This is a genomic window from Vibrio celticus (genome assembly GCF_024347335.1).
Taxonomy (GTDB): Bacteria; Pseudomonadota; Gammaproteobacteria; order Enterobacterales; family Vibrionaceae; genus Vibrio; species Vibrio celticus.
Genome location: NZ_AP025463.1, coordinates 1 through 13,137 on the forward strand (window position 1 = coordinate 1; position 13,137 = coordinate 13,137).

General features: G+C 46.3%; 8 protein-coding genes. 5 read left to right on the top strand and 3 right to left on the bottom strand.

The window, feature by feature from the left end:
• From dnaA to OCV19_RS00025, 5 genes are all read left to right on the top strand, one after another.
• A complete protein-coding gene (gene dnaA / locus OCV19_RS00005) occupies positions 1-1,422 on the top strand; it encodes a chromosomal replication initiator protein DnaA (RefSeq protein ID WP_019825569.1) in 1,422 nt (473 codons plus the stop codon).
• 81 nt (positions 1,423-1,503) lie between these two features.
• On the top strand, positions 1,504-2,604 hold the full coding sequence (gene dnaN / locus OCV19_RS00010; protein WP_017058809.1) for a DNA polymerase III subunit beta: 1,101 nt from the start codon (positions 1,504-1,506) through the stop codon (positions 2,602-2,604).
• Between the two features lie 53 nt (positions 2,605-2,657).
• The gene (gene recF, locus OCV19_RS00015) at positions 2,658-3,737 is read left to right on the top strand and encodes a DNA replication/repair protein RecF (RefSeq protein ID WP_065676903.1); all 1,080 of its coding nucleotides are present in this window, start codon (positions 2,658-2,660) and stop codon (positions 3,735-3,737) included.
• 17 nt (positions 3,738-3,754) lie between these two features.
• Positions 3,755-6,172 (top strand): DNA topoisomerase (ATP-hydrolyzing) subunit B, encoded by a 2,418-nt coding sequence (gene gyrB / locus OCV19_RS00020; RefSeq protein ID WP_019825573.1) that lies wholly within the window; start codon positions 3,755-3,757, stop codon positions 6,170-6,172.
• Positions 6,173-6,730: 558 nt separating this feature from the next.
• Positions 6,731-7,165 (top strand): Hsp20 family protein, encoded by a 435-nt coding sequence (locus OCV19_RS00025; RefSeq protein ID WP_009848140.1) that lies wholly within the window; start codon positions 6,731-6,733, stop codon positions 7,163-7,165.
• A 106-nt stretch (positions 7,166-7,271) separates the two neighbouring features.
• Here the strand turns inward: OCV19_RS00025 and OCV19_RS00030 are convergent, their stop codons facing one another.
• From OCV19_RS00030 to glyS, 3 genes are all read right to left on the bottom strand, one after another.
• Positions 7,272-8,522: a valine--pyruvate transaminase gene (locus OCV19_RS00030; RefSeq protein ID WP_065676904.1), complete on the bottom strand. Its 1,251-nt coding sequence runs from the start codon at positions 8,520-8,522 to the stop codon at positions 7,272-7,274.
• A gap of 256 nt (positions 8,523-8,778) precedes the next feature.
• Positions 8,779-10,866, bottom strand: coding sequence for an alpha-amylase (locus OCV19_RS00035; RefSeq protein ID WP_065676905.1), 2,088 nt, complete (start codon positions 10,864-10,866; stop codon positions 8,779-8,781).
• Positions 10,867-11,068: 202 nt separating this feature from the next.
• On the bottom strand, positions 11,069-13,135 hold the full coding sequence (gene glyS, locus OCV19_RS00040; protein ID WP_050622178.1) for a glycine--tRNA ligase subunit beta: 2,067 nt from the start codon (positions 13,133-13,135) through the stop codon (positions 11,069-11,071).
• Positions 13,136-13,137 lie beyond the last annotated feature (2 nt).

Consider the following 13,137-nt stretch of genomic DNA (forward strand, 5'->3'; position numbering starts at 1 on the left):
GTGTCATCTTCGCTTTGGTTGCAGTGTTTGCAACAGCTTCAAGAAGAGTTACCAGCTACAGAATTCAGTATGTGGGTTCGTCCGTTACAAGCGGAACTCAATGACAATACTCTAACTCTATTTGCACCGAACCGTTTCGTACTCGATTGGGTTCGTGATAAGTATCTAAATAGCATTAACCGTCTGCTGCAAGAATATTGCGGTAACGATATCCCACATCTTCATTTTGAAGTGGGAAGCAAGCGTGTGATTGCACCAAAGCCTGCGACACCGGCACCGACTCAGACTCGTACTGCAGCTGATGTGGCCGCTGAGTCATCAGCACCTGCGCAATTACAAGCTCGCAAGCCTGTCCATAATATCTGGCGTGATGAAGAGCCTGTCGCGGTTGACTTGAATCACCGCTCAAACGTGAACCCAAAACATAAGTTCAATAACTTTGTTGAAGGTAAGTCGAACCAACTGGGTTTGGCTGCGGCACGTCAGGTTTCTGATAATCCAGGTACAGCCTACAACCCGTTGTTCCTATACGGCGGCACTGGTTTAGGTAAAACGCACTTGTTGCATGCGGTGGGTAACGCCATTGTTGATAATAAGCCGAATGCGAAAGTGGTTTACATGCACTCAGAGCGTTTTGTTCAGGATATGGTAAAGGCCCTGCAAAACAACGCGATCGAAGAATTTAAGCGCTACTACCGTAGTGTTGATGCATTGCTTATCGATGACATCCAATTCTTTGCTAATAAAGAGCGTTCTCAAGAAGAGTTCTTCCATACCTTTAACGCGCTGCTTGAAGGCAACCAACAGATCATCCTAACGTCTGACCGTTATCCAAAAGAGATCAACGGGGTAGAAGATCGTCTTAAATCTCGCTTCGGCTGGGGTTTGACGGTAGCAATTGAGCCGCCAGAGCTTGAGACGCGTGTTGCGATCTTGATGAAGAAAGCCGAAGACCACCAAATTCACCTTGCGGATGAAGTAGCGTTCTTTATTGCCAAGCGTCTACGCTCTAACGTTCGTGAGCTGGAAGGCGCATTGAACCGTGTTATTGCGAATGCAAACTTCACTGGCCGCCCGATCACGATCGACTTCGTGCGTGAAGCACTGCGTGACCTACTTGCACTGCAAGAAAAACTGGTCACTATTGATAACATTCAAAAGACAGTCGCTGAGTACTACAAAATCAAAGTCGCTGATCTATTGTCTAAGCGTCGTTCTCGTTCTGTTGCTCGTCCACGCCAATTGGCGATGGCACTGGCGAAAGAGCTAACAAACCACAGCTTGCCTGAGATTGGCGATGCATTCGGTGGCCGTGACCACACGACGGTACTGCATGCTTGTCGTAAGATTGCTCAGTTGCGTGAAGAGAGCCACGACATTAAAGAAGATTATTCGAACTTGATTCGTACCCTTTCTTCTTAATACACAGTATTCTTAACCTTAATAAGCAGAATCTTGGCCACGTACTATTACGCAGTGCCATTTAGACCGTAAGAGCAAGATATGAAATTTACCATTGAACGTAGTCATCTGATTAAGCCATTACAACAAGTATCTGGCGCACTCGGTGGCAGGCCAACGCTTCCAATTCTAGGAAACCTACTGATTAAAGTAGAAGATAACGTGTTGTCGATGACAGCGACGGATCTAGAAGTTGAACTGATCAGCCGTGTAACGCTTGAAGGTGATTTCGAAGCGGGCAGCATTACCGTACCTTCACGTAAATTCCTAGATATCTGCCGTGGATTGCCAGATAACTCAGTGATCACTGTGGTATTGGATGGTGACCGTATTCAGGTTCGCTCTGGTCGTAGCCGCTTCTCTTTAGCAACATTACCTGCGGCAGATTTTCCAAATATTGAAGACTGGAGCAGTGAAGTTGAAGTGTCAGTGACACAAGCTGAACTTCGCGGTCTTATCGAGAAAACACAATTCTCAATGGCGAACCAAGATGTTCGTTACTACCTCAACGGTATGTTGTTTGAGATTGAAGGCTCTATCCTGCGCAGCGTAGCGACCGATGGTCACCGTATGGCAGTATCTCAAGCACAACTGGGTGCCGATTTTGCTCAGAAGCAGATCATTGTTCCTCGTAAAGGTGTTCAAGAGCTAGTGAAGCTATTGGATGCACCTGAACAGCCAGTAACGCTGCAAATCGGTAACTCTAACGTGCGTGCTGAAGTGAACAACTATGTCTTCACTTCTAAGCTGGTTGATGGTCGTTTCCCTGATTATCGCCGCGTAATGCCGCAAAATACCACCAAGACACTTGAAGCTGGCTGTGATGAATTACGTTCAGCATTTTCTCGTGCTGCGATTCTATCGAATGAAAAATTCCGTGGTGTTCGCGTTAACCTTGCGGATAGCGAGATGCGCATTACCGCGAACAACCCAGAGCAAGAAGAAGCAGAAGAAGTACTCGATGTTAACTTCGACGGTGACGCGCTAGAGATTGGCTTCAACGTAAGCTACGTCTTGGATGTTCTGAACACACTGCGTTGTGAACAAGTTCGTATCTCAATGTCAGACGCCAATGCGAGTGCTCTTATCGAGAACGCGCAAGATGACAGCGCGATGTACGTTGTTATGCCAATTCGCTTATAAGCTGCCCTATGTTGACCTACCGAGTCGTGATTGAAGATTAATATGAAGACGTTATGCCTTTATCGCGCTTAATCGTTAAGCAGTTTAGAAATATTGAAGCCTGTGACATTCAACCGTCATCAGGCTTTAACTTTCTTATAGGGGCTAACGGAAGCGGCAAAACCAGTGTCCTTGAAGCGGTGTATCTGCTCGGACATGGTCGCTCATTCAAGAGTTCACTTACCGGTCGTATCATACAAAACGAGTGTAGTGAGCTGTTTGTACATGGCCGTTTTATGACCTCGGATCAATTTGAGCTGCCAATTGGCATTAATAAGCAGCGCGATGGCACGACAGAGGTTAAAATAAGCGGTCAAACTGGGCAAAAGTTGGCTCAGTTAGCTCAAGTCTTACCTTTGCAGTTGATTCACCCTGAAGGGTTTGATTTACTAACCGATGGACCTAAGCATCGCCGAGCATTCATTGATTGGGGAGTCTTCCACAGTGAGTCGGGTTTTTATGATGCGTGGGGCAGGGTAAAGCGCCTCAATAAGCAGCGAAACGCCTTATTGAAAACGGCAACGCACTATCGAGAGCTGAGCTATTGGGACCAAGAATTGGCCCGTTTAGCAGAAAGCATCAGTCAGTGGCGTGCCACCTACGTTGATCAGCTCAAAGAAGTCGCCGAAGAAATCTGTGCGACCTTCCTTCCTGAGTTTGAGATAAAGATTAACTACTATCGTGGCTGGGACAAAGACACCCCGTATGCCGAGATATTAGAAAAGAATTTTGAAAGGGATCAGCAGCTTGGTTACACCTTTAGTGGGCCAAACAAAGCGGATCTGAAGATAAAAGTGAATGGCACTCCAGTGGAAGATGTCTTGTCACGAGGTCAATTGAAGTTGATGGTGTGCGCGCTACGAGTAGCACAAGGGCAACACCTCACTCAAATGACAGGTAAGCAGTGCATCTATTTGATAGATGACTTCGCTTCCGAATTAGATAGCCAACGCCGAACACGTCTTGCTGAGTGTTTAAAGGCGACCCAGGCTCAAGTTTTTGTAAGCTCTATTACCGCTGATCAGATTGCAGATATGCATGACGAAAATAGCAGGATGTTTCATGTGGAACATGGCAAAATAGAGCAAGGATAATTAGTCAGAGAGTAACTATGTCAGATAATTACGATTCATCGAGTATTAAAGTACTGAAGGGTCTGGATGCGGTACGTAAGCGTCCTGGAATGTACATTGGCGACACGGATGATGGTACCGGTCTGCACCACATGGTTTTTGAGGTGGTAGATAACTCTATTGATGAAGCGCTAGCTGGTCACTGTAATGACATCATTGTAACTATCCATGAAGATAGTTCTGTGTCTGTGAGCGATGACGGCCGTGGTATTCCAACAGAATTGCACCCAGAAGAAAACGTATCAGCAGCAGAAGTAATCATGACGGTTCTTCACGCTGGTGGTAAGTTCGATGATAACTCGTACAAGGTATCTGGTGGTCTGCACGGTGTTGGTGTTTCAGTAGTTAACGCACTTTCTAAGCAAGTTACTCTTACTATCCACCGCGGTGGCAAAATCCACACTCAAACCTACAGCCACGGTGAGCCTCAAGCGCCACTAGCAGTTATCGGTGACACAGATAAAACAGGTACAGAGATTCGTTTCTGGCCGAGTGAAGAAACCTTCACTAACATCGAGTTCCATTACGATATTTTAGCTAAGCGTCTACGTGAGCTATCATTCTTGAACTCAGGTGTATCAATTAAGCTAATTGACGAGCGCGAAGAAGACAAAATGGATCACTTCGAATACGAAGGCGGTATCCAAGCGTTTGTTGAACACCTTAATACTAACAAAACGCCAATCATCCAAAAAATCTTCCACTTTAACTCTGAGCGTGAAGACGGTATTACCGTTGAAGTTGCGATGCAGTGGAATGACGGCTACCAAGAAAACATCTACTGTTTCACCAACAACATCCCTCAACGCGATGGTGGTGCTCACTTAGCAGGTTTCCGTGCGGCGCTAACTCGTACATTGAATAGCTTCATGGACAAGGAAGGCTTCTCTAAGAAAGCGAAGACTGCGACCTCTGGTGATGATGCTCGTGAAGGTCTGACGGCGATTGTTTCTGTTAAAGTGCCTGATCCTAAGTTCTCAAGCCAAACTAAAGATAAGCTGGTTTCTTCAGAAGTGAAGTCTGCCGTTGAATCTACAATGGGTGAGAAGTTGTCTGAGTTCCTGATTGAGAACCCAGGTGAAGCGAAAACAGTTTGTTCTAAAATCATTGATGCAGCACGTGCTCGTGATGCAGCGCGTAAAGCTCGTGAAATGACTCGTCGTAAAGGCGCATTAGATTTAGCGGGTCTTCCAGGTAAGCTTGCTGACTGTCAGGAAAAAGATCCTGCACTGTCTGAACTATACATTGTGGAAGGAGACTCTGCTGGCGGTTCAGCTAAGCAGGGGCGTAACCGTAAGAACCAAGCAATCCTACCGCTGAAAGGTAAAATCCTTAACGTAGAGAAAGCACGTTTCGATAAAATGCTGTCTTCTCAAGAAGTAGCAACGTTAATCACAGCTCTTGGTTGTGGTATTGGCCGTGACGAATACAACCCAGATAAACTGCGTTACCACAACATCATCATCATGACCGATGCCGATGTCGATGGTTCTCACATCCGTACTCTGCTACTGACGTTCTTCTACCGTCAAATGCCAGAGCTGATTGAACGTGGCTACATCTACATTGCTCAACCGCCACTTTACAAAGTGAAGAAAGGTAAGCAAGAGCAGTACATTAAAGATGAAGATGCGATGAACCAGTATCAAGTATCTTTGGCTTTAGACAATGCAGAACTGCACGTAAACCCTGAAGCGCCAGCATTTGCAGGTGAAGGTTTAGAGAAGCTTGTTCATCAATACAATGCAGGCATCAAGCTTGTTGATCGAATGAGCCGCCGTTACCCACGCGCATTGGTTCACGAACTGATTTACGTTCCTCGTCTAACGGCTGAGCAGTGTCATGATGACGCGGCAGTTGAAGTTTGGGGTAAGCAGCTTGTTGAGCAGCTAAACGCGAAAGAAGTAGGTGCAAGCCAATACAGCCTTGAAGTTGAAAAACACGAAGAGCTAGGTTTAAGCGTTCCTAAGATTGTGGTTCGTACTCATGGTGTGACTCATGAGCATCTTCTGAGCATCGATCTTATTAACTCTAAAGAGTTTGGTAAGCTAGCGGATCTTTCTGAAGCACTTGATGGCTTGATTGAAGAAGGCGCTTACATTAAGCGTGGTGAGCGTACTCAAGCGGTTTCTAGCTTTGTTGAAGCTCTGAACTGGTTAGTGAAAGAGTCTCGTCGTGGCCTGAGTCTACAACGATACAAAGGTCTAGGTGAGATGAACCCTGATCAGCTTTGGGAAACAACGATGGATCCTGAAACTCGTCGTATGATGCAAGTAACGATTGAAGATGCTGTTGGTGCTGATCTGTTGTTTACAACGTTGATGGGCGACCAAGTAGAACCGCGTCGTAACTTCATCGAAGAGAATGCACTTAAAGTTGCCAACTTAGACGTTTAGATTGTTTTCTCTTCGCTGGATGAACTGATTTCTGTGTCGAAGGTGCTCATTTATGCTTATAAACTCCGCGCCTTCTCCTTGAACTAAGCTCATCCAGCTTCGATAAAAATAATCAAAAGATTTTAAAGAGACTGCCAGAAATGGCGGTCTTTTTTATTGCCTATATTTTTATTATTTTTCAATAGTTTGGATTGTCATCCTCAAGAGGGAGGAACGACCGAGTTGGGGAACTCTAGAAGTGCGTAGAAAATTTTTAACCCGATCCCTTGAAACTATTTTGCTCAATCCATATATCTAGTTGTGAAGAGGATGACTGTCTTGCTCAAAAGAGAAGAAACAGAACCTTCATTACCGCTAACGAAGTATCGCTCAATAGAGGATAACTTTGGCAGCACACAACTTAAAAATTGATTCATTGCCATGTCCCAGCGTTGTCACCAATAGAGGCGAAACCCGAGGAATGCGAATTGAATCTCTTAGCTGTTTACTGGGTCACACACAGGTTCGATCTCAGTAAAATTCGCAGCTAAGACTATTGCTTACTAAAAGGATAGCATTATGAGAACTGTAGATTTCACTCCACTTTACCGCAACGCAATCGGCTTCGATCGTCTATTCAACATGATGGAAGCGAACACATCGAAGAACTCTTCTGGCGGTTACCCTCCATACAACATCGAGCAAAAAGACGAGAACAACTACCGTATTACTATGGCAGTCGCTGGTTTTGCTGATGACCAATTAGACCTGACTCAGAAAGAGAACATGCTAATTGTGAAAGGTGAGCGTAAAGCAGAAGCAGAGAAAACCTTCGTATATCAAGGTATCGCAGAGCGTGATTTCGAGCGTAAATTCCAACTGGCAGACTATGTAAAAGTGGTAGGTGCAAGCATGGAAAATGGTCTTCTCCACATCGACCTAGAACGCGAAATCCCAGAAGCGATGCAGCCTCGTAAGATTGCTATCAATGGTAATAGCCTACTAGAAGGTTAATTACTGTTAGCTCCTTAGAGCTAAAAAATATCGGGAAGTAAAAGTGAAAGAGCACCTTATGAGGTGCTCTTTTTGTATTTGACCTACGGTAAGCTAAAAGCTCTTATTACTGCTCTGAGTAAGCCTTTTTCACTTCTTCAGCAATGATAGCAATACCTTTCTGCATCGCTTCATCGTCTTGTACGTAGTTCATACGTAGACATTGATGGGCATGATCCCACTCGTCTTCTTGGCCGATAAAGAAGTATTCACCCGGAACAATCAATACGCCACGAGCTTTGAGGCGGTCGTACAGTTCCATGGTGGTAATCGGCAGCTCATCAAACCATAGCCATAAGAAAATAGCACCTTCAGGCTTGTGAATACGGAAACGAGGATCATCGATCGCTTCTTGTAAAAGCTCAACCGCACGTAGAGATTTGTCTTTATAGAAAGGTTTGATTACCTCGCTACTTAAGCGCAGTAAATCGCCTTTTTCAATCATGTGATTGGCAATTGCAGGGCCAACACTGTTTGGCGCTAAGCTAATGATGCCATTCATGTTGGTCAATGCTTGTGTTACTTCTTCACTCGCAATCACGATACCGCAACGCACACCCGGCAAACCAAGTTTAGAAAGACTCATGCACAGAATGGTATTTTCATTCCAGAACGGTTCGACATCTTCAAAGATGATGTTTGGAAACGGCAGGCCGTAAGCATTGTCGATCAGCAGTGGGATGTTGTTTTCACGCGCCAGTTTATCTAATTTACGTACTTCTTCGTCGGTCAGTACGTTACCCGTTGGGTTGGTTGGACGAGATGCACAGATAGCCGCGACTGAGTCATCAACCTTTAGTTGTTCAAAATCGACGTGATATTTGAACTGGCGGTTTTCTAGCAGCTCGATCTCTGGGTGGTAAGAGATAAAGATATCGTCATCAATGCCGGCGTCGCCGTAGCCGATGTATTCCGGTGCGATCGGCAGTAGGATTTTCTTGTGCGAACCGTCAGGCTGTTGGCCTGCTAGCAAGTTGAATAGGTAGAAGAAGCCACTTTGACTGCCGTTAGTCAGGCTGATGTTCTTCTCGCTGATGTCCCAACCATAGGTCTCTTTCAGCATTGCCGCTAACGATTTGATGAAGCTGTCTTTACCCTGCGGACCATCGTAGTTGGCGAGGGCGGCGATGAGTTCTCCACTGGCGAGCATGTCGGCACTGGCTTGGTTAAAGTAATCGAGCATGGCTGGGATAGCGGCTGGGTTGCCACCACCGAGCATGATAGCGCCAGGAGTGCGCAGGCCATCATTCAAATCATCCATTAAACGAGTGATTCCAGAGTATCGATTAAACTTTTCGCCAAACTTAGAGAACTGCATTACTTATTTTACCTAATTCATTGTGATTGCTTGTTATGTGTCAGTAAGGCAGACCTTATGCCTGCCATCAGTGTATTCCTTGAACATACCGCAATGTTTTTGCGACGCATAGCGCCAAATGCTCTAACACGTAAAAAACTTCTATAAAGTTTGGTTAATGAGTGACAGCTTGCTTATTGAACGTACCTTTAGTGATAAAAAAAAGGAGAAGCCTAAGCTTCTCCTTGAGTTTCTGCTGTTTTATGTCACTCGGCGTTTACTTAGAACCGGTATAAACAACCAATACTTTGTCATCTTGGTATTGGCGTTCGAACGCATAGTAGCCCTTACTATTGCGGATGATGTGCTTACCCTGAGCAACGGCTGGGTGGCGTTGGCGGAATTGGCCAAGTGCTTGCCAGTGTTCCAGCAACTCTGCACGTTCGCCGGTGATTTGATCCCAAGGCATGTCAGAGCGAGTGCCTTGCATAGGGTCGGAACCCGTTGGGCCAAAGTCTCGTGCAATCTCATCGCCGTAATAGATCTGCACCGCACCAGGAGCCAGCATCAATGCGTTTGCTGCCTTGGTCTGTTTGGCAAAGTCGCTGCCGTGCTGTGTCCAGAATAGCGAGGTGTCGTGAGACGATAGGTAACTCAGAACGTTGAATTCGCTGTCGTTGTTGATCTTCTCTGCATAACGAAGGTAATCAGCATCGAGATCGGATAGGCATTTAAGCGCCTTAGGTGCGATATCGCTCTGGAATTCAAAGTTGATGATCGAATCAAAGCCGTTAGCAAAATAGTCTGATTTGACCACGCTGTGCGCCCATACTTCACCAGTCATCCAGAAAGGTAAGTCATCCAAGGCCTTGTCTGGGTTGTTCTGTTTCCACTCGGCAAGTGCTTGGTTGGTGCTCTCTTTCAGTTCTGCCCATGCTTCGAGTTCAACGTGTTTAGCGGTATCGACCCTGAAACCATCGACGCCATATTCGCGCACCCAATCCGATAACCAAGTGATTAAATGGTCACGAGGTGTTTTGAGTTCATCGGTCGCGCTGGTGGATTTATTGAGATAGAAGTTAGGCAGCCCAGTTGTCTCTGTCGATTCTGTTTTGAAATCGGGCAGGTGCGCCAAAGACATGGTGAGGTTGTTGTAACCCGGAGAGTCATAGGCGCCGATATCGCTGCGCAGCCAAGCTTTGCCCCACCACTTTTCCCACGCTTCTTTGTCGCTGTAAGAGATGTAGTTGTTGAAGTAGTGCCAGTTCTGACCTTTAGCGGGCTGCCAGTCTGTCCAGTTTTCGCCAAGTGTTTGTTTGGCTTCTTCATCAGTTAGGTTGAGCTTACCAAAATCAAACTCTTGCATGTCGGCAAGCGTCGCATAGCCGGTGTGGTTCATTACCACATCCCAAACAACGCGAATGCCTTTGCTGTGCGCGGTATCGATGAAGTTTTTCAGCTCGTCTTCGGTGCCCATGTTGTCATCGAGCTTGGTCCAGTCTTGATGGTAGTAACCGTGGTAGCCGTAGTGTTTGAAGTCACCGCGATCACCGCCGCCAACCCAGCCGTGGATTTGCTCTAACGGAGACGTTATCCAGATAGCATTAGCACCGAGTGATTCTATGTAGTCGAGTTTTTCGGTTAAGCCGGCCAAGTCACCACCGTGGAAGGTGCCGATTTCGTCTTGTCCATCTTGGCTGCGACTATAACTGTTGTCGTTATCAGGATTACCATTATGGAAACGGTCGGTCATTACGAAGTAAACCGTGGCGTTATCCCAACTAAAGTCAGCTTTGGTTTCTGGTTCTACTTTCTCAAGCAGCAGAACACCTTGGCTGTTTTCTGCAGGCTGCATGGTGATGCTGCCATTCGTTACTGTGACTTGTTTGCCTGAAAGAGCGTCTCTTACCACGGTGCCATCATCAAAGGTTTGAGCAACGTCGATGGTGGTGGGCTCGTCACTAGGAACCGGACAAGCAAAGCTTTGTACTTGTTGTTGCTTCGGCTTTATCTGAACCGTCAGCTCATTGGTTTGTGGGTTGAGCGTAAACTGATAGGTGTTAGCGCGAAAGACCTTGATATCTAATTCAGACTTCTCGGCGCAGTCGTCTAGGCGAAGGGGCTTATTGAATTTGATGCGGTTTTCTTCAGCCAACGCATAGTTGGTGCCACAGGTATTTTGAGTATCGCTGATAGAGAAGGTATAGCTACCTTTAGCGAGTTCCTGTTCTGCGATAACAGTGCCTTTTCCTGTCGATTCAAATACGACAGTGTTGTTATCAATCGTCAGCAATAAGCTGTCATCACTGGTTTGGCTGCATGCGCTGAGTGCGAGTATTGAAAGCGCGAGTACTGTTTTTTTCATTGTTCCCTTCCCCTGAATAAACAGGTCAGTTATAGCAAACAATGCCCACTACAGTCTGAGCGCTGATTCATTCAGATAATCAATAACACCTCTACAAACAAATGCTTGGTTCACAAAAACAAAAAGGGAAGCTTTCGCTTCCCTTTGGGTGTTTACCGTTAGTTACTCAGAGTATGACTTAGAGCAACTGTCTCACTCGTGCTTATTTTTGCAGTAGAGAGATGTCAGCAATCTGTAGGAACAGGTTACGTAGGTTGTTCAGTAGCGTTAGACGGTTCTTCTTAAGCGCTTCGTCATCAGCCATAACCATTACGTTATCGAAGAATGCATCAACAGGTTCACGTAGATCAGCAAGCTTGCTTAGGGCTTCTTGGTAGTTGCCTGTTGCGAATGCTGGTTCTAGTGCTTCTGTCATTACTTCAACGTTTTCAGCCAGTGCTTTCTCTGCGTCTTCTTGAAGAAGCGTTAGGTCAATTTCAGCTGGTAGCTCGCCATCGAATTTCGCAAGGATGTTACCTACACGCTTGTTCGCTGCTGCTAGTGCTTCTGCTGCTTCCAGTTCACGGAAGTGAGAAACCGCTTTAACACGTTGGTCAAAGTCAGCTGGCTTAGTTGGACGACGTGCTAGTACCGCTTGGATGATATCAACGCTGAAACCAGCATCTTGGTACCATGCGCGGAAACGACCTAGCATGAAGTCGATAACGTCAGCTTCTACGTTGTCGTTGGTTAGCTTGTCGCCTAGTAGCTCTTTCGCTTTACCGATTAGATCGGTTAGGTCTAGGTTGTAGCCGTTTTCAACGATGATACGAAGCACACCTAGTGATGCACGACGTAGAGCAAATGGATCAGAACCTTTTGGTGCTTGGCCAATACCGAAGATACCTACAATAGTGTCTAGCTTGTCTGCCATTGCTACTGCTGAAGAGATACCAGTGCTTGGTAGATCGTCACCCGCGAAACGAGGCATGTATTGCTCGTAAAGTGCCAGTGCAACTTGCTCGTCTTCACCGTCGTGAGTCGCGTAGTGCATGCCCATCACACCTTGAGTATCCGTAAATTCGAATACCATTGATGTCATTAGGTCACACTTAGCCAGTAGGCCAGCACGCTTAGACTTTTCAACGTCAGCATCGATTTGCTCAGCAATGTAGCCTGCAAGTTCTGTGATGCGGTCTGTTTTGTCTTTGATCGTACCCAATTGCTTCTGGAAGATAGCTTGGTCTAGTTCAGCAAGACGGTCGATAAGCGGACGTTTACGGTCTGTATTGAAGAAGAATTCCGCATCAGCAAGACGTGGGCGTACCACTTTCTCGTTACCTTCGATAACGTGACGAGGCTCTTTAGACTCGATGTTTGATACGAAGATGAAGTTCGGCAGTAGCTTCTTGTTGTCATCGTAAACAGGGAAGTACTTTTGGTCACCTTTCATGGTGTAAACCAAAGCTTCAGAAGGGACTTTTAGGAACTCTTCTTCGAACTTCGCTGTAAGTACTACTGGCCATTCAACCAGAGATGTTACTTCTTCAACAAGATCATCTTCTAGGTCAGCTGTACCGCCAACCGCAGCAGCCGCTTTTTGCGAATCAGCAAGGATGATCGCTTTACGCGCTTCGTAATCTGCCATTACTTTACCGCGCTCTTCTAGGATCGCAGGGTATTGGTCAGCAGAGTCGATTGTGAACTCTTGTTCGCCCATGAAACGGTGGCCACGGATAGTGCGAGCAGAAGCTACGCCTAGGATTTCGCCTTCAACAAGCTCATCGCCTAGCAGTACTGTCAGTGTTTTCACTGGACGGATAAATTGAATGTCTGAGTTACCCCAGCGCATTGCTTTAGGAATTGGTAGGCCAGCCAGTGCTTTCGCAGCGATGTCCATCACCAATTCTTGAACTGGTTTGCCAGCGACTTCTTGTTTGAAAAGAAGCCACTCGCCTTTGTCTGTTTTCAGACGGTCAGCTTGCTCAACAGTAATACCGTTACCACGAGCCCAACCTTGTGCTGCTTTGGTCGCGTTGCCTTCAGCATCGAATGCAACAGAAACAGCAGGGCCACGCTTCTCAACCACTTTGTCTGCTTGGCCTTCAGCCAGTGCAGTTACTTTAAGTGCTAGACGACGAGGTGCTGCGTACCACTTGATGCCTTCGTGAGAAAGTTCAGCCGTTTTAAGACCCGCTTCAAAGTTAGAAGCAAAGGCTTCTGCTAGAGAACGAAGTGCCGTTGGTGGAAGCTCTTCCGTACCCAGTTCAATTAGAAAATTCTTCGCCATGA

Bases quoted from the DNA above. Each gene is read 5' to 3' on its own strand.
- OCV19_RS00035 (WP_065676905.1), bottom strand. From the start codon at position 10,866: ATGAAAAAAACAGTACTCGCGCTTTCAATACTCGCACTCAGCGCATGC.
- dnaN (WP_017058809.1), top strand. From the start codon at position 1,504: ATGAAATTTACCATTGAACGTAGTCATCTGATTAAGCCATTACAACAA.
- recF (WP_065676903.1), top strand. From the start codon at position 2,658: ATGCCTTTATCGCGCTTAATCGTTAAGCAGTTTAGAAATATTGAAGCC.
- OCV19_RS00025 (WP_009848140.1), top strand. From the start codon at position 6,731: ATGAGAACTGTAGATTTCACTCCACTTTACCGCAACGCAATCGGCTTC.
- OCV19_RS00030 (WP_065676904.1), bottom strand. From the start codon at position 8,522: ATGCAGTTCTCTAAGTTTGGCGAAAAGTTTAATCGATACTCTGGAATC.
- glyS (WP_050622178.1), bottom strand. From the start codon at position 13,135: ATGGCGAAGAATTTTCTAATTGAACTGGGTACGGAAGAGCTTCCACCA.
- gyrB (WP_019825573.1), top strand. From the start codon at position 3,755: ATGTCAGATAATTACGATTCATCGAGTATTAAAGTACTGAAGGGTCTG.